Source organism: Ruminococcus sp., from assembly GCF_017549005.1.
Classification (GTDB): domain Bacteria; phylum Bacillota; class Clostridia; order Oscillospirales; family Ruminococcaceae; genus Ruminococcus.
On sequence record NZ_JAFYYT010000038.1, the window covers coordinates 16193 to 34099 of the forward strand.

At 40.1% G+C, this 17907-nt stretch carries 14 protein-coding genes; 7 read left to right on the top strand and 7 right to left on the bottom strand.

Annotation, left to right across the window (positions count from 1 at the left end; translation table 11 throughout):
- The first annotated feature begins 46 nt into the window (after window positions 1-46).
- Together IKW96_RS09435 and IKW96_RS09440 are read left to right on the top strand one after the other, a co-directional pair.
- Window positions 47-1834, top strand: a complete 1788-nt coding sequence (locus tag IKW96_RS09435; protein WP_296573681.1) for an isopeptide-forming domain-containing fimbrial protein — start codon at window positions 47-49, stop codon at window positions 1832-1834.
- A gap of 92 nt (window positions 1835-1926) precedes the next feature.
- The gene (locus IKW96_RS09440) at window positions 1927-2739 is read left to right on the top strand and encodes a class C sortase (RefSeq protein WP_296573684.1); all 813 of its coding nucleotides are present in this window, start codon (window positions 1927-1929) and stop codon (window positions 2737-2739) included.
- A gap of 320 nt (window positions 2740-3059) precedes the next feature.
- Here the strand turns inward: IKW96_RS09440 and IKW96_RS09445 are convergent, their stop codons facing one another.
- A complete protein-coding gene (locus IKW96_RS09445) occupies window positions 3060-6326 on the bottom strand; it encodes a hypothetical protein (RefSeq protein WP_296573686.1) in 3267 nt (1088 codons plus the stop codon).
- An 868-nt stretch (window positions 6327-7194) separates the two neighbouring features.
- Here IKW96_RS09445 and IKW96_RS09450 point away from each other — a divergent pair.
- Window positions 7195-8658 (top strand): recombinase family protein, encoded by a 1464-nt coding sequence (locus IKW96_RS09450; protein ID WP_296573689.1) that lies wholly within the window; start codon window positions 7195-7197, stop codon window positions 8656-8658.
- Between the two features lie 139 nt (window positions 8659-8797).
- On the opposite strand, the gene IKW96_RS09455 is transcribed toward IKW96_RS09450, so the two are convergent.
- The 3 genes from IKW96_RS09455 to IKW96_RS14835 all read right to left on the bottom strand — a co-directional run bounded on the left by IKW96_RS09455 (window position 8798) and on the right by IKW96_RS14835 (window position 10696).
- Window positions 8798-10234, bottom strand: a complete 1437-nt coding sequence (locus IKW96_RS09455) for a recombinase family protein (RefSeq protein WP_296573692.1) — start codon at window positions 10232-10234, stop codon at window positions 8798-8800.
- 73 nt (window positions 10235-10307) lie between these two features.
- Entirely contained in the window at window positions 10308-10562 is a 255-nt protein-coding gene (locus IKW96_RS09460; RefSeq protein WP_296573696.1) for a hypothetical protein, read from the bottom strand.
- Between the two features lie 14 nt (window positions 10563-10576).
- The gene (locus IKW96_RS14835) at window positions 10577-10696 is read right to left on the bottom strand and encodes a helix-turn-helix domain-containing protein (protein WP_367112955.1); all 120 of its coding nucleotides are present in this window, start codon (window positions 10694-10696) and stop codon (window positions 10577-10579) included.
- Between the two features lie 180 nt (window positions 10697-10876).
- Between IKW96_RS14835 and IKW96_RS09465 the strand changes: the two genes are divergently transcribed.
- From IKW96_RS09465 to IKW96_RS09480, 4 genes are all read left to right on the top strand, one after another.
- Window positions 10877-11074 (top strand): hypothetical protein, encoded by a 198-nt coding sequence (locus tag IKW96_RS09465; protein WP_296573699.1) that lies wholly within the window; start codon window positions 10877-10879, stop codon window positions 11072-11074.
- Window positions 11075-11307: 233 nt separating this feature from the next.
- Complete coding sequence (locus tag IKW96_RS09470; protein WP_296573702.1) at window positions 11308-13380, top strand: hypothetical protein; 2073 nt, start codon at window positions 11308-11310, stop codon at window positions 13378-13380.
- 18 nt (window positions 13381-13398) lie between these two features.
- Window positions 13399-13623, top strand: coding sequence for a dockerin type I repeat-containing protein (locus IKW96_RS09475; protein ID WP_367112956.1), 225 nt, complete (start codon window positions 13399-13401; stop codon window positions 13621-13623).
- 800 nt (window positions 13624-14423) lie between these two features.
- Entirely contained in the window at window positions 14424-14960 is a 537-nt protein-coding gene (locus tag IKW96_RS09480; protein ID WP_296573705.1) for a manganese catalase family protein, read from the top strand.
- A gap of 112 nt (window positions 14961-15072) precedes the next feature.
- On the opposite strand, the gene IKW96_RS09485 is transcribed toward IKW96_RS09480, so the two are convergent.
- Genes IKW96_RS09485 through IKW96_RS09495 form a run of 3 tightly spaced genes read right to left on the bottom strand, consistent with a single transcriptional unit; the run spans window position 15073 to window position 17763 of the window.
- Window positions 15073-15579 carry a hypothetical protein gene (locus tag IKW96_RS09485; protein WP_296573708.1) on the bottom strand — a complete coding sequence of 169 codons (507 nt, stop codon included), beginning with the start codon at window positions 15577-15579 and terminating at the stop codon, window positions 15073-15075.
- Window positions 15580-15598: 19 nt separating this feature from the next.
- Complete coding sequence (locus tag IKW96_RS09490; RefSeq protein WP_296573714.1) at window positions 15599-16708, bottom strand: GTP-binding protein; 1110 nt, start codon at window positions 16706-16708, stop codon at window positions 15599-15601.
- Window positions 16709-16716: 8 nt separating this feature from the next.
- Entirely contained in the window at window positions 16717-17763 is a 1047-nt protein-coding gene (locus IKW96_RS09495) for a metal ABC transporter substrate-binding protein (protein ID WP_296573717.1), read from the bottom strand.
- Window positions 17764-17907 lie beyond the last annotated feature (144 nt).

Below are 17907 nucleotides of genomic sequence, written 5' to 3' on the forward strand. Positions count from 1 at the left end.
GGCGGATATAAACGAAAACAAATTATGGAAAACGGAGGTAAATTATATGAAAACTAATAAAAGAACATTAGCTATACTGACAGCAGGTCTGTTAGCAGTAACACCCATGGCGATGACTGGAATGACGGCGTTTGCGGCGACTATAACCGTAAATAAAGTAACAGGCGATAGCGTTACACACGTATACAAGGCATATCCTATTATAACAGGAACGATATCTGGAGACAAGCTTACAGCGATGGTTTGGGCTACTGGATTGGACAAAAATGTGTTGGCAACTGCATTAACTGCTTTTGATACTGCTCATAGTACATCAAAGTTTACAAGTTTTAATGCTTCTACCACATCTCCTGAACAATTTGCAACGATGCTTGAAGGTTTGACGGATGCTCAAAAAGAGGATTTGGCTAAAGTGTTTAATACAGCCAATATATTTACTGGCGCAGGCACAGCATTAGATGGTTCCGGTTCAGCTTATACAGCTACAGGTCTTGATGACGGTTGGTATGTTATTAAGGATGAGACAGCATCTTTAACAGGCAGTGCAAGAAGTGCAAATATTCTTGAGGTAAGAGGAGATACGCCTGCGATCACACCTAAATTCTCTCTTCCAACGCTTGAAAAGAAGATAGTCGATTCAACTGGTGCTAATCCACAAGATGCCAATACAGCTGCTATCGGTGATGTTGTATATTATAAAATCAGTACTGAAGTGCCAGATATGACAGGCTATAACAAGTATTTCTTTATTGTAAGTGATACATTATCTTCAGGCTTGACATATAATATAAATTCATTGGTGGTAAAATATGGTACAGGAGCAGGTACAGCATTTAATGAAGATACTGATGGACCAATAGAAAATGCCGATACAGGTGATTATTATTTAGATATTTCCGGCGGAACTATTAGGGTAGTATTTGAGGATTTTCGTAATAATATGGCTTTAAAGAGTATTGCTGCAGGAACTCCTATAACTATTACATATAACGCCACACTTAATTCACAGGCAAATACTTCACCTACTGTTGGTAATCCAAATACAGCCAAACTGATATACTCCAATGACCCTAATGTTACATATACTGGAACACCCGGAACGACTCCCGATGAGCCCGCATCTGGTGAACCTAAGGGAGAAACGCCCGAGGATAAGGTAAATACATATACCACTGCTATCAAGATCAAAAAGGTAGATCAGGACGGTCAGCCATTAAAAGGGGCGACATTCAAGCTTACAGGTGCTAACCTAAAAAAGGTTGAAACCGTATCGGGAGCAACATTCACAGAAGATAATACCAACGGAACATACTGGAAATTAAGTAATGGCTCTTATACTACAACAGATCCTACAACATTAACTAATGAACAAAAGGCGCTGTATGATAGCTTGACAACTAAATATACGAAGACTCCAGTTGCAGCATTAGAGCAGACAGCTGCAATAGCCGGAACAGATACTGTTGTAAGTGTAAGCGCAACAGTTGATGATTCAGGTATCCTTACATTTACAGGTCTTAACGCAGGGGATTATACTCTTGAGGAAACAGGCGTTCCTACAGGTTACAACAAGGCTGATGAAATTTCATTTACTATCGGTACATCAGCAATAAATGAATATTCAGTAATATGGACAAATTCAAACTCTACAGCATTTTCTGCTATGGACGCTGATAATATGTTCCCAACAACCATAACTAACAGAAAAGGTTCTATTCTCCCCACAACAGGTGGCATAGGCACAAAGCTGTTCTACATCATAGGTGGAATGCTCGTAGCTGGTTCCGTAGTTCTTCTAGTTACAAAGAAGAGAATGGGCACTAAGGAAGACTGAGCAGTTCAATAAAAACAAAGCAAATATCTGAACTTATAGTGCAGCGGTGGTAGTTCCACCGCTGCACTGCAATTTAATTCAAGGAGCTTTTGATGAAGCGTATCATTATAAAGTCACTGCCTTTTGCAGCACTGTTTACAGGAATATTCCTTCTCTTGTATCCGACGGTGAGCGAGCATATTAACGCTATGCACCAGTCTAAAGCAATACAGGCTTACAACGAGATATCGGACTCGATCAGCAGTGAGGAACACGATAAAATACTGGAAGCGGCAAACGAGTACAACAGAAGGATAGCTTCCGCAGAGAATCCGATCATAGCTCCCGAAAAGGTAAGAGGGTATTATCAGACTCTTGATATTACTGGAACAGGCATAATGGGATATCTGACTATCGAAAAAATAAAGGTGGAGCTTCCGATATATCACAGTGTAGACGATAATGTCCTGCAGATCGCCGTGGGACATCTTCCGGGTTCGAGTCTGCCTGTAGGCGGAAAAGGTACTCATTCTGTTATGTCGGGACACCGCGGACTTCCCAGTGCAAGGCTTTTTACCGACCTTGACAAAATGGAACCGGGGGATATCTTTTACATTACGGTCATGTCAGATATTCTCACATATCAGGTAGATCAGGTAAAAACTGTAAAGCCTTATGAGATAGAGAATCTGACGGTCGATCCGGACAAGGATTACTGCACGCTTTTTACCTGTACACCTTATGGTATAAATTCTCACAGACTGCTTGTCAGGGGAGAAAGGATAGAGACAAAAGAAGAATACAAGGTTTATGTTGCAAACGATGTATTTATCGTATCTCCGCTTATTGTGGCTCCGATAATAGCTGCTCCAGTGCTTTTTGCGCTTTTGATACTGGTTATGATAAAAGGTAAAAAGGATAGCTAACGACATTGTTTGAATTTTTCATTATCGATCATCAAGATAAAAAAAGAGCTGCTATGATAAGCAGCTCTTTTAAAAGATATTTCTTCACAGAAAGTCATAAGGCTGCATGGAATAACCATGCAGCCTTAATTCACTTTTAAGCATTTTCCTCTTCATCAACTTTTGCGGGAGAAGTAGTGATAACATCCTCAGCGTCAAAACGGATTACTTCCATTTCTGCTTCAACATACTTTCTCATATTCATTGCACCTCCTTGATTAAACAGTTTTAACTGCATAATATTATATGTAATTCAACAAAAAATAATTTGTGAATTATTATCAGTTTAATTCACTAACCTTTGCTGACTTAGCGTCTGAATAGAATGTCATAGTCTGACCGTCCTTGGTAACTGTTACGTAAGCCATTGCCCAGATAGTCTGATCGTTAACGGGAGTAATATTAAGAGCCTTTGTATTTGTTGCTACAGTTGCAGGCTTCTTTGTTCCATCAGCGATGAGAATATCCTTTGCATTGTCAGCAGTGATACTTTCTGTGTTTTCCTTAATGAAAATGATACCCGATTCACTTGCTGTATATTCCTCAGGAACAACAGGGGTAGAGATAAATCTTGCCTTGCCGTTGTTTAAAACAGGATCTGATAATGTGATGCCAACGCCTGCGTCGCGCATTGCAAGTTCGCTTACAACTGCAGATTTCGGCTCTGAATACTTAACGACATCCTGACCGTTTACATCGATGATAACATAAGCGACAGCCCATATTGTATGGTCATTTACCGGAGAAATATTAAGTGCCTTGGTATTGGTTGCTACAGTTGCAGGTTTTTTGGTACCGCGTGCAATGAGCTCGTTCTTAGCATTTTCTGAGCTTATATTTTCTGTATTTTCCTTGATGAAGATTATACCTGATTCCTTAGCGGTACAACCTTCGGGAATAACGGGAGTTGAAATGAATCTTGCCTTGCCTGCGTTGAATACCGCGTCACTGAGATCAGCTCTTATGTTTTCGTCAGCTGCAACAAGCTCACTTACCTTAGCAGACTTCGGTTCGGTATAGAGTGTTGTCTGGACACCGTTGACATTAACAGTCACATAAGCCATAGCCCATATTGTCTGGTCGTTTACCGGAGAAATATTAAGAGCCTTGACATTGGTTGCTACAGTTGCCGCCTTCTTTGTACCGTGTACTATAAGCTCGCTCTTAGCATTTCCTGCGGTGATATTGTCTGTATTTTCTTTGAGGAAGATTATGCCTGATTCCTCAGCAGTACAACCTTCGGGGATAACAGGAGTAGAAATAAATCTTGCCTTTCCGTTGTAAAGAACAGGATCTGAAATAGTTATAGCATTATCGAGAACGAGGCTTGTTACTGTCCAGTCTGTGCTTGTATAGCCTGAATAATTGCCTGCACCTACTATTTCAATCTTATAAACGCCGGGGAGCTTTGTCCTTATGTTGTCTGCAACGTAGAAATCATACAGATAGTTGCCGTCTTCATCGCGTACATTTTTATCCTCAGTGCCGCAAACAAGCTCCTTGCCTGTAGTCTTATCGAAAACAGTTATTTCATCGGGAGATGTCCAGTCGTTACTGTCAGTGAGGACAGTCGGGTTATTATCGAGAGTGATCTCTATATCAGGTGAATTGAGTGATTTTGCATTAATGGTGAAATATGCATAATTGCATTTTTCTTCACCGTTGTTGCACCATAATTCAGCTTTGTATGAACCGACATCCGAAGGAGCTTCGGCTAATTCTGTGTCATTATCATCAAAATACTTTATAATGTACTTTTCGTTCTCTTCAAAACCGTCTGTATTGACCTCAAACATATTGGTGATAGGCTTTCCGTCGTAAACCTTGCTGCTCTCAAGTACATCAATATAGCCTTTTCCGTTGACGATCGACCAGTCCGCAGTCGTAAGACCTGTATAATTGTTCTGGCCATTTATTTGCAGTGTATAATTTCCTTTTGAGCGTCTCTTTACATCTCCGCCGAACTCATAATCATTGTTTGACAGACTGCGTTCTGTTGTATTGTCAAATATTTCATTTACAACAGGCGTATGGAACTCACCATCATATATGAACTGATTTTTGTCCATGCGTATCTCTACATCGGAGATATCTCTTGGCTTCACCACAAATAATGGGGAATCCTCGGCAATGTCAAAGTTGTAATTTGGGTCACTGTTATTCTCATATATGTAGTATGCATATTCGCCTGCATCAGAATCATGCTGACAGCTCGGTGTAAGATAGAACTGGAAATTATTATTGATATCTGCTGCAAGAACTCCAGTGTTGTCGTTTTCGGTTTCAATGGTATATTCGATTTCCTGAGGATTTTCCTCATAATATATCTTTGACTGATTTGGTTTTGGAGTTACAGCTACTTTACGCTTAGTGATCGTACAGGAAGTAACTATTTCTATTGGCGCTTCCAGTGTGGAATTTGTGATTTTAAGTTTTCCTGTTATATCATTGCCTGCATTGACATCAGCATTTTCATCATCAGGTATAAACTCTTTTGTGGTATCTGGAGAATTGAGTATACCGGAAATAAGTTCTTTTCTTTCATTGTCAATGTTTTCATCAATCGTGAATTTGAAATCATCTGCAGTTGGCAAATTACCGTCAAATGTGTGGAATCTTTCAAAAAAGCCGGAACCCATTAAAAGTTCACTAAAATTATTCTCATTAATGTTTTCGCCCGTGATATTTATAGCACGACCGATAGAAGAATCCTTGAGCTTTAAGGTGTATTTGAAAGCGTATGTTTTTCCGCTGTATTTAACGTTCTTGCCATCAACAATAAGTTCTGCCTTTTCACTGCACGGAACCTCATTGTATTTATCAAAAAACTTCAAACGGCAATTGGAATAAATAGTACACTCATTTTGCAATACTTCATTCTTTTTGAACCAATATGTAAACATAGGATTATCATTATCAGAAAGAGGTTTTGTTAATGTGGCTTCACCTCCGTTGGCCACAACAAAATCATCTTCTGCAATACCCTCAACGGTAAGCAATGACGGAAGTGCGTTCTTGCCCTTCTCAAAGAATTTTATATATGCCGTGTCAAGTCCGTATGAGAATTCTTCGTCCTTGCTATACTCAGCTTTAACACGATATGTACCTTCTGTCAGTTCAACTATTCCGTCAGAGCCGTCTCCTTGACTTGTGACATACAACTCATAGTCGTCATTTCCATCATCGGGAACATTGTCGATTCCTATGCTTAAAGTATCATAAGTCTGATCAGACGAAACAAAGTAATTAATGTACATTGTCTTGCCTTCCGGAACTGTTACATTCCACAGACCTACGGCTGTCTTGCCATTAAAATCATTTCCACGCATATTTGTCTTGTATGAGCCATTTATAACTGATGAAGATGAAAATTTGAAACTCGCGTTGGAATCATTAAATTCTACGGTACAGCTGCCTACATCAGGGTCATCTGCACCATGTGCAATAAGAATTCCTGCGTTTGCAGGCAGTGAATAAGCCGCTACTGTGAGAACTGAGAGCACACCCGCCGCAGCTCTTTTCAATGAATTGTTCCTCTTTGTTTCCATTTTCCTTATTCCTCCTGTTAAGAAAAAATTTAGTCTCCTGTCAGATGAGCGCTAAACTCCACATTATAGAACACCCAACGTCACAGATATAAAAAGCGTACCAATAGGCAGAACTCACCTGTCAGTACGCTTTACAACAATATTAACCTGTAAGGGGGCAGAATTATATAATGCATATTATCTGCTGATTCTTTACAAACAAACAAATTACACATTGCTTTCATTTGAAAGTAATCCCCCTTTTTGCAATTTCCTTTGCAAATAAAACTTGTTGTTATTATAACACAGAAATTACTCATTGTCATGTGAGATGTTTTGAAATTCACATTTTTTTAATAATTATTGTTGAACAAAACAAGTATCAACAAATTGTTTTGTGCATCTGTACAGTATTCGAATGTAAATCACAGCTTTATTATACAAAATATAATTTTTATGCAAGATATTACAAATGATAATGTAATATTATTAAACCTATTTATGCGCTCTGGCTGTAAATATTTGCATTGTTGCATCTCGCATTAACCTGTTATATATATCAAAGCTTGAATTTCCTGGAAATTATGTCATTATTTGAAGCAAATAAAGTGTAATATTCTTGCATCAGATTGCCAATGGCATATAATTCTAGAGCTTTCACGCTTTTTGTGTGTCGTTCTAATGGGATTATACCAATTAGTCGGTATCATTATGTTTTATGGGCTGTCTTCAGACATTTACTGTTGATTTCATGTTGGGACTACGAACGCATGGAACGAAATAATACAAAACTTCGAAAAATCACATTGATCGGAACAGTCCGCTACAACTCTATCCAAATGTACTATACTTGCATTATAGGCAGTATACTGACATGAGGAGGATAACTATGAAGGAATACTGTATGTACCTGAGAAAATCGAGAGCAGATGTTGAAGCTGAAGCTCGCGGGGAAGGGGAGACGCTTTCCCGTCATCAGAATATGCTCATAGAGCTTGCCCAAAAGCAGGAACTCAACATAGTTAAGATATACAAGGAGATAGTCAGCGGAGACAGTATAGCTGCCCGTCCGCAGATGCAGGCTTTGCTTGCTGATGTCAATGAGGGGAAATATGCAGGGGTTCTTGTTGTTGAGATAGAGCGTCTTGCACGCGGCGATACCATAGATCAGGGAATAGTTGCCCAGGCGTTTTGCGAGTCCTCAACGAAGATAGTAACTCCAACAAAGACATATGATCCTGACAATGAGTTTGACGAGGAATACTTTGAGTTCTCGCTGTTCATGAGCAGGCGTGAATACAAGACTATCAAGCGCCGCATGCAGGCAGGGAGACTTGCTTCTGTCAAGGAGGGAAACTACATAAGCACTGCCGCTCCTTACGGATACCGCAAGATCAATCCCGGGCCGAAAGTGCATACCCTTGAGATCGTTCCGGAGGAAGCCGTGATAATCAGACTGATATACAGGCTGTATCTCGACGGACATGGTGCAAAGTTCATTGCAAACGAACTGAACCGCATGGGTATCAGTCCGAAGAAAAGCATTTTCTGGGAGCCGCCGAGCATCAGGAAGATACTTGCGAATCCGCTGTATTGCGGAATGGTGGGCTGGAAAACGAAGTCAAACGGCGATACTCTCTATAGAGGGCTTCATGAACCGATAATCAGCGAGGAGGTTTTCAGCTCCGTTCAACAGAAAAAGCGTACCAATCCCGCTGCTCAGCTGCACCCGAATGACAAGCTGCTTAATTACTATCACAATATCCTGTATTGCAAAAACTGCGGACATCAGCTGAAACGCCGTTTTATTGCAAGCAGCGGTAATGAACATATGCTTTGCGTTTACAGGGAGTGCAGGGGTAAAGTAGTCAGCTCAGCGACTGAAGCTGTTGATGAAGTTGTTATTTCAGCTTTTCGTTATCGTATCAAGCAGTTTGAAAAGCTCAGATGCAGCGGCGTAACGGAGTCAAAGGGAGAACCTGACAAAAAAGCTCCGCTTGCAGCGGAGCTTGAAAAGGCAAAGCGTCAGCTTTTAAGGTTGTACGATCTGCTTGAACAGGAGGTCTACGATACGAATACGTTCCTTGAACGCTCCAGAATGGTCAATGACAGGATCATATTGCTTGAAGCGGCTATCAATGAAATAGACAGCGAGCAGAAGCTTCCGAAGCTGCTGCCAGATAAGGCTGTAAGAAAGCTGCAATATGTCATTGACAAATTCGCAGACTCGTCACCCGAAGAAAAAAACAGGCTGCTGCACACGGCCGTAAGAAAGATATACTATACTAAAACTGAGAGAATGTGCAAAAACAAGCCGGATTCAGACCTTGCTCTTAGTGTGGATTTCTTATAGGGTATATGTACAACATGGATACTGTAATAAATTACAGTATCCTGTAAATATAAAAAATCCCGATCCCAGGCTCGCAAAGATAATAATTTCACAGCTTGGAGGTCAAAGCAACAAAAAGATATAGTTTGAAGATAAAAAATTAAAGCGGCGGTAAATAGGCAATTCTGATATCCATATTCTTTCTGTCAAAGGTGATGTGCGATATTATTTCACGCAGCATTACATTCTTGTCGTTCTCTGACGTTGTGCCTGACGTGATCTTTTCCATAACACTGGTTGATTTTCTTTTGAAACTTTCAAATATCTCATCCTGACTCGGTTGCGGAACAGCAGTTTCAAGCTCGGAAATACGTTTTTGAATACGGGTTTTGTTCATCTTGTATTCCTCTAATGTATCAATACCTGCTTCAAATGCTTCTTTTACACGTTCAAGCTTTTTGTATTCCTTTTCAAGAAGAACAGCATTTATATTATCTGTTTGAGCAGGATTTTTTCGTGGAGCAACGAAAGAAATATCAAAATTATCAATATCAGCCTTTATTTTATTGATAACAGCTTCATTCATTTTAGCGATCGTAATACTGTGAGATACTTTACACTGACCTCTTGCGTATTTATGACATTGAAGGGAAGTTCCCCTTACTGCCTGCACAAGAGTTGAGCCGCATGATGAACATCGGCATAATCCTCTCAGCATAAAATCTGCAGGTTTCTGCTGTGCGTGGCGTACATATTTTTTCTTTTGTTCTTTCAGACGCTCATTTGCCATTTTAAACAGTTCTTCGCTGATAATAGGTTCATGTTGTCCGTCAACGATAACGGTGTCCTCGGATTGATGAAAACGGTCAGAACTGTCACGTCCGTTTGGATTTCGGCGGAGCTTTCCGAGGTATGTCGGATTAGTCAGAATATACTCTATTGTTCTGTTTTCAAAGAGATTTCCCTTTGTAGAGCGTATGCCCATATCATTGAGTTTCATTGCAATTTTACGTATCCCTGCACCGGAAACAAATTCCTCAAAAATCATTTTGACTATGGTCGCGTTTTTTTCATTCGGTACGAATATGCCATTTCCCATTTTGTACCCGAATGGCGGCTGCGAAACAACTCCTCCGCGGGAAAATTTTTCGTTCATTCCACGCTTAACTTCCTCTGCGAGGTTTATGGAATAGTATTCGTCCATTGCTTCAAGGAGCGCTTCTATGAGGATAGAGGTTTTATCTTCTCCGATCTGTTCGGAAATAGAAATTACATCTATTCCGCATTGCTTACGGAGCATGGATTTGTAAACGATACTGTCCTCACGGTTACGGGCAAAACGTGAGAATTTCCAGACAAGTATCATGTCAAATGGCTTTGGCTTTGTTTTGGCAAGTGCTATCATTTTCATGAATGCAGGACGCTTTTCAGCTTTACGGCCACTTATTCCCTCATCAATAAAAATGAATTCGTCACTGATATGTATGTTGTTATTTTGAGCGTATTCCTTGATTTTCTTTATCTGGCTGTCGGGTGAGTATTCGAGCTGATCATCTGTTGAAACCCGAATATATGCGGCAGCTGTTTTTATTGGCATAAAACTTCCTCCTATCTTTTAAAATCAGAATTTTATTTGAGAAACAGTAAATCATACGTGAAATTAAGATGAATTATTCTTCGCCTTTTCTGAGCTTTTTAGGAACGTATTTCCTGTTTTTTTCTTTGGACTCCCAGTAAGCATCCTGGATACACTTCATTATATTATCACGGTCTGCATCGGTGAGCTCGCCACCTGAGAAAAGAGCAGAAACTTCTCTTATAATTCTTTCTGCATTTTGGCGGCCTTTTGTACCGCCTTTTTCGTGAGCTTCATTTATAAAAATATCATCATCAGAAATAAGATAGTCGGGAGTTGTATCAAGCACCTTGCATAGTTTGTTTACAACGTCCTGATTTTTGGGAAAAGGTTCTTTCCCTCGTAATTCTGAACTGTACGGAGCGTAACTCCTACAGCTTCTGCAAGTTCGGTTTGCGTAAGACCTTTTTCATATTCTGTCAAGAGGAAAGGGGCGTGATTTTATTCATAAGGCTCAATCTTTTATCTGATTCTACGTTAATAAGAGATTGGGCGATATTGATATTAATGCTTGTTTATGGACATAACCGACAAAAGCAGAAAGGAGGTCAATAGCATATTGAACAAGCACTTCGACATAGATTTTTTATGCGAGGTGATTCCATGGCAAGAAAGTTAACGGCGCTGCCTTCTGTTGTTATTATGCCTGATGGGAGCGAAAAGGAACTGGATTCATTTTCTACGGAAGAACGTGAGAAATGGGGGATCAAAATGTGTCAGAGAATTGGCAGGGCAATAAGCGAGTATTATGCCGACGATATTGAAGGATGGAACAAATTTGCAAGGAATATGGCATCATAATTTAAAGAGGGGCTATACTGTTTGTGCGGTATAGCCATCTATTTTATAAGTGGATAAGTGTATGAATGGACAGATCACAGATTATTTTTAAGTTATTATAAGTGGTGAAATAGAAATATATTTAAACGAATATACAACTATTCTTGATAAATAATTGACAATTGATATGTTTTGCTATATAATTTTAATATAAGGATGAAAAATTCTTATACATGATATTAGGAGTATTATTTATGCTATTCAAAAAAATGCTTGCAGTATTATCTGCAATCGCTGTTATAGGAACCTGTTCCGTATATAACAGCAGTTCATTTACAGCGTCTGCCGAAAATGAAATTGTTTCAGATGCTGAGTCCGAGACCTGTTCGATAGTTGTTTCGATGTCATCTTTGTCAGATCCGATACCTGAAGACGCACATATAAAAGCACGGCTTGTAAGGGTAGGTGAAGAAGAAGTCGATATTGACGAATGGGAGATATCACAAGATGGGGTAAAGGAACTGAAAGGGCTTGAATACAGCGAGGAATTTAGCTATAAAATAATTATTGATGATTTGCCTGAGAATTATTCTTTGCCTGAATCAACAACGGTCATGCTGAATAAAAAAGGCGATACTGACAATATAATTTTCAGCGGCAGGGGGAAAGAGCGTGCTGATCATGAAGAATATGGTATGTATGATTGTATCGGAGTAGAAGTGCCTATTTTCTTCTATGGCGATAATATCGTGTTTATTAGCAGGTTTTTTGAAGGCGGTATTCAAGAGAAGTATATCATTGATGAAAATGGTGCAAGGTATTGTGGTATTGGCGGAATCGAGCTTCCTGACGGTCATTATACAGCTTATGTTACACTTCGCAGCGATTATAGATTTGTTCAGCCTTTTTCAGAAGCAGCCGCATCTATCATTGATTTTCATGGAGAACATGACAGGCGAATAAATATGGATTACTTTGACAGGGATTTTTCAAAGGGATTTGAGTTCGATGTTGTAAACGGAGAAACCGATACACTCCTGGATTTTTATGTTGAGCCAATACCTAATAAAGAAAATGCTTGCTCTGCTGATATATCTGTTGTAGACAGTGAAACAGGCGAAGCTATAGATGGTATCAAATTTCAGCTTACCAATGAAAGACTATTTAAAGAAGGTTATATAAACTGGAATAGTTCCGATTCTAATCCGAAGGAGTTCGATAAATTAGTATGTCTGAATAAACCATACGTGGTTTCCCCTATAAGTACTTCCGAATTTTATTATATTCCTACGGAAACTTTCTCGTTTTCATCTTTGGGCCAGCATAAGAACATCGTTATAAAAGCAAAACGCAAAAATAACACAAATGTGTCAAAGATTGTGCTTCCTGATGAATCTCCTGTACCGATAGATGATATGCATTGTGCTGTTACAGTTGGAGTAATGGACAATGACAGTAAACCTGCAGAAGGTGTAACAGCAACTATATACAAAAAGGTGGGGAACCAGAAGACAACCATTTTGATCTGGAATGCAGAAGAAGAACCCGTGAAAACTCTCAATGACATAGAATATGATGAGGATGCAAAATATTATGTTGCTATAAGCGGAGAATCGGATGATTATTACAGATATTCGGATATGCAGCTTGCCTTTAGTAAAGGTGGCAGTGTGGACAAGGTTGTACAGGTAATATTTCCAACATCTATGAAAAGCGTAAATTTACAGTTCTCATCTCACAATGCATGGAGCGGTGGAGTTACGTCAAAAAGCAATAGCGGATTGTCAGGCATCAAAGTTACTGATATGCAGGGATACAGATATCCTTGCACAATGAACTGCATCAGTCTACCAGACGGAGACTATGTCTTAAAGCCATATCTCAGCTCGAATTACAGGATAGTACAGCCGAATACTGAAATGGAGTGCGTACTTGTGTATTCAGATCCAAGCCTTAAAGGTTATTTTGAAAAAAATACTGAATACTATAACAAAGGAGTCAAATTTACAGTTAAGGACGGTGAATGCAATGATGTTCTGAAATTCTATGCTGAGGATGTTCCGAATTACAGAAATTCCTGTTCAGCAGATATCAGAGTCGTTGATGAAAAAACGGAAGAAAATGTTGAAGGCGTGACTGTTGTTATGAATTCATCATATAATCCCGGAAATATCAGATGGAATACTACTGATTCACCTGTGATGCATTTTGACTATCTGAGATTTCTTAATGAAGATTACAGTTTTGAATTAATAGGTATCCCGGAGGGCTATACATATAAATCTGAAGAGGCGAAGTTTTCTTTTGAAAAATATGGTGAACATTAGGACTTTGTAATAAAGCTCATTAAAACAACAGAAAAAGGCGATGCAAACTGTGATGGTAGTATAGACATGGCAGACGCTGTACTTATTATGCAGGCTCTTGCAAATCCTAATAAATACGGTATAGGCGGTACAGCTGAGCATCATCTTACTGAACAGGGCAAAGCTAACGCCGATATGGACGGCGACGGCCTCACAGTAGGCGACGCTCAGAAGATACAGATGAAACTTCTTGGAATTGAATGATATAAAATCCTCGCTGAAGCAGCCTGTAGAGATGCAGGCTGCTTTTTATGTAGCAATAAGAAAATGAATTGTATTCCACTCAGTGGGGAAATACATTTTGCCTCGCAGAGCGCACATACCATGTAAGTGGTATATAAGTGCGCTCTTGGTTCTCAAGAGAGGATAGAGATACTGGCGAGTTATAAAACAAGCAGTTCCTATGAAGAAAGAAATGTTTATTTGGGTTGTCGAAGAAGTACCGAGAAAAGTATAATTTCTATTGGTACTACAGAAAAATCTCAGATGAACTTGAAAAATGCTGTGTATGCTGTGTATGGTGTGTATTTGCCGATTCTGTGTTGGATATTTTACACACCAATACACAGAGCTTACACAGCAACGGAACAGCAGCCGTGTGAAAAAGCTACGCGATATATAGCCGTTTACACAGCATACACAGCAAACACACCGATTTTGAAATCCATTTAGAAATGATAAGCGGAGAAAGATATTTTTCAGATGAAAGTATCCACTGCGATATAGAGAAAAACTGAAAAAGTTTTCGGCTCATTTGGAGCGCTTGGGAGAATAGCAAGCATCGCCAGTGTCAGTATACTTTGGCATTTCCCTCAAAAGCTGTAGTTGCTTTTTCAGAGGGAGCAAGCATATCAAGTGTCGTTACACTTTCGATTTTCTGAAAAAATCGTAACTGAGATATTCCCAAACCTTTTTTGTTTGATAGAGTTGAAATCCAAGCGCAAATGTGATAAAATCATAGAAAAGATATAGTTTCTGCGTGATCGGCAAAAAACTATATCTTTTTGGTTTATAGAGGTCCGGACGGTGAGCTTGCTGCATCGCTGCGCTATCTTAATCAGCGTTATGCAATGCCGTATGGCGAAGTGAAAGGACTTCTCACTGACATCGGAACAGAGGAACTGGCGCACTTAGAGATGATATCGGCGATACTTTATCAGCTTACAAAGAACCTTTCGATAGAGGAAATAAAGAAAAGCGGCTTTGACACCTATTTTGTGGACCATACTACTGGAATTTATCCTGTAGCCGCTTCTGGTACGCCATTTACTGCAACGTATTTCCAGTCTAAGGGTGATATTATCACAGACCTCAGCGAGGATATGGCTGCCGAGCAGAAAGCCCGTACCACATATGATAATATCCTGAGACTTGCTGACGATCCCGACGTCAGAGACCCTATACGTTTTCTGCGCGAGCGTGAGATAGTTCACTATCAGCGTTTCGGAGAAGCTCTTCGTATCGCACAGGATAAACTTGACTCAAAGAATTTCTATGCCTGCAATCCGTCATTTGACAAAAACTGCGGCTTGAAGAAATAATAATTTAGGCTCCCCGAATGGGGAGCCGTTTTTGTGATAGAAGTTTAGTACATTATTATCGTAAACATTTTCGTATTGAGATTGATTGTTACAGCTTTATGTTCGGCATAAGTCAAAGGCCTTGATCAACCTGCATCTCAGCATTAAGCAGCTGACAATAAGTTATACCGTTTTCTACGTAAGAATTGAATTCGCCTGTAACCGTTATCTCTGTATTAAGAGCGGGATAATCGTCAGGATATTTATGCTCGCCTGTAAGAACGAATTCTATACCTTGTGAACAGCAGGCGGAAGCGTCACTTATCAGTACTGCAAAGAACTCTCTGCCGTCGTTCTCCTTGAAGTATGAAAACGCCCCTTTGACTTTGACTTTTTTGCCCAGGTAGTTATCACCGTAATTGATCATATCGTATACCTGTGCATATACCATATTTGAATTCATCTGAGTCATATCAATATCTATATTTTCGGAACTGTTTTCAGAAGCAGAATTTGTACCTGAAACAGCTGACGGTGACTGATTATCATAGTTGTCGTTACCTGCTGTTGAAGTGCTGCCGCAGCCTGAAAGGAGAAAGGCTGCTGCTGACAAAACTGAGACCAATCTGATTATTTTCATAATATACCTCCGATGATATTTACGCAGTTGCAAGGCAGGCATTGAGTTTAGCGAGAATATCTGCCTTTTTATATCCTTTTCCAATGAATACGAGCTGATTGATTCGGTCGCCGTATATATCGTCCCAGTCATCTTTCAGATCGGGATAATTCTCAAACATTGTGTCGAGCTCCTCCTGCGGACAGGCGGCGAGCCATTCGTTAAGCTCCGTGACGCTTGCGTTTCTGCCTGCCTGTTCAAAAAGCTGTATATGCACATCATCATCAGAAAACCACACATAGCCTTTTGTACGGATAAGCTCTGACGGGTACCCGTCCACAAAATCCATGAACTTTTCACGGTCAAACGGGCGTGTTCCCTCATAAACAAAGGAAGTTATGCCATATTCGTCCATGCAGGCTTCCTTGTCTGTAGGTTCGTTCGTATTGAGAGCTCGCTGAACCGAAGATGACGCAAGCACGGCATGATAATCGAAATCCTTGCCGTGAAGTATCTTTCCGGTATCAACTTCGCTGTTGATACATGGGATTATCTCAGCTTCGGACTGTATATCCCGTATAGCCTCGGTCACTTCCGTTATCTGTTCTCTGCTTAGAAGATCGGTTTTATTCAGGATAACAAGGTTGCAGAATTCGATCTGATCTATAATAAGATTGATGATATCTCCTTCCTCGGTATCATTCTCCATTGAAAGCTCACGGAGAAATTCACGGTATATACGGTCGGCGTCCACAACAGATACAACGGAGCTCAGATAAACGTTTGTGTCAGGATTATCCTCTGTATAGACAACGAATGAAGCGGCAATATTTGAGGGTTCACTTATTCCCGATGCTTCCACGAAAACTGCTTCGATACCGGGCAGCTTGGAAATACGTTCTATCTCAGCGATAAACTCATCACGGAGAGAGCAGCAGATACAGCCGTTCTGCAATTCTACCATTTCGACAGAAGCGATACGGTCACGGTTCTTGTTCAGGAGGGCGGCGTCTATGTTGACGCTGCCCATATCATTAACGATCAGAGCGATTTTTCGCTGTTCCTGTTTCAGAAGATTCTGCATAAGAGTAGTTTTGCCCGAACCAAGATAGCCTGTAATAAGTATTACGGGTATTTTTTTATCTGACATAGCGCACCTCACTTGAGAGTACTGCTGAGAACATCATAATTCTTCTGCATAAGCGAAATATAGCTTGCACCGTTCTTAATATCATTCTTTGATACTGACTGAAGCGAATTGAGTTCTGCTATTTTAACATTCTTTTTGCCGGAATTTGTGATGATCGAATTTGCGATATCCTTATTTGAATTTTCAAGTGTGAAAACAGTGTCGCAGTCAAGTTCCTTTATTTTGTCGGAAAGGAATTTTACAGTTTCAAAGCTTGCTTCCGATTCAGCGGAGCAGCCGATAAATGCAGCGTAATAATCAAGGCCGTAATCATCAACAAAGTAACGGAACGGGAATCTGTCGCCGAAAACAAGAGCCTTTACGGAAGAACTGCCGATCAGTGTTTCGAAGCTGTTGTCAAGGACGCTTAATTCGGAAATATAGCTGTCAAGGTTTGCCTTGTAATCAGCTGCGTTTTCAGCGTCGATAGATTCAATATTCTTTTCGATCTCAGTACAAAGGAGCTTTGCGTTTTTCAGCGAGAGCCATACGTGTTCGTCGTACTCGGCTTCCTCACCTTCATCTTCACTTTCTTCTTCCTCTTCACTCTGCATACCTTCCTTGAGTTCCTCGACCTTTGCAGCGTCACCAAGGATTTCCATAAGATTTATGACCTTCATATTTTGGCTGGAAGAACTTGAAACAGCGTTATCCGCCCACTTGTCGGACTCGCCGCCGACATATACAAAGAGATCGCAGTCCGATATCTTCATCATATCATTTACGGTAGGCTGATAGCTGTGGAGATCCACGCCGCTGTCAAGAAGATATGAGACCTCGATATGGTCAGTGTGTGTACCGAGTATCTCCTTGACCCAGTCATACTCCGGGAAGATGGTGCAGACAATGCTTAATGAATCCGTATCTGATCCGGTATTTGCCGGGACATTGTTTTCGCTTTCGTAAGCAGAAGGATTTACGCTCCCAGAAGAATTATCTTCTGAACCGCAGCCTGTCATACCTGTAAATGCCATTGCACATGCAAGAGCGCATATGCTTATTTTTTTCTTTATCATAAAAATGAACCTCCGAATAAATATATTGGCAGCATAACTGAACAGGTGTATTTCAGCTGAAATACACCCTGATTTTTCAAAAAGGCATAGTTATCCCCTTAAGATGTGTCTGAGGATAACTGTCCGTACAGAAAAATACTGTCA

What these genes read in the sequence shown, in the direction of transcription:
- IKW96_RS09495 (WP_296573717.1), bottom strand. Translation starts at nt 17,763, where the DNA reads ATGATAAAGAAAAAAATAAGCATATGCGCTCTTGCATGTGCAATGGCA.
- IKW96_RS09485 (WP_296573708.1), bottom strand. Translation starts at nt 15,579, where the DNA reads ATGAAAATAATCAGATTGGTCTCAGTTTTGTCAGCAGCAGCCTTTCTC.
- IKW96_RS09490 (WP_296573714.1), bottom strand. Translation starts at nt 16,708, where the DNA reads ATGTCAGATAAAAAAATACCCGTAATACTTATTACAGGCTATCTTGGT.
- IKW96_RS09440 (WP_296573684.1), top strand. Translation starts at nt 1,927, where the DNA reads ATGAAGCGTATCATTATAAAGTCACTGCCTTTTGCAGCACTGTTTACA.
- IKW96_RS09435 (WP_296573681.1), top strand. Translation starts at nt 47, where the DNA reads ATGAAAACTAATAAAAGAACATTAGCTATACTGACAGCAGGTCTGTTA.
- IKW96_RS09445 (WP_296573686.1), bottom strand. Translation starts at nt 6,326, where the DNA reads ATGGAAACAAAGAGGAACAATTCATTGAAAAGAGCTGCGGCGGGTGTG.
- IKW96_RS09470 (WP_296573702.1), top strand. Translation starts at nt 11,308, where the DNA reads ATGCTATTCAAAAAAATGCTTGCAGTATTATCTGCAATCGCTGTTATA.
- IKW96_RS09450 (WP_296573689.1), top strand. Translation starts at nt 7,195, where the DNA reads ATGAAGGAATACTGTATGTACCTGAGAAAATCGAGAGCAGATGTTGAA.
- IKW96_RS09465 (WP_296573699.1), top strand. Translation starts at nt 10,877, where the DNA reads ATGGCAAGAAAGTTAACGGCGCTGCCTTCTGTTGTTATTATGCCTGAT.
- IKW96_RS09455 (WP_296573692.1), bottom strand. Translation starts at nt 10,234, where the DNA reads ATGCCAATAAAAACAGCTGCCGCATATATTCGGGTTTCAACAGATGAT.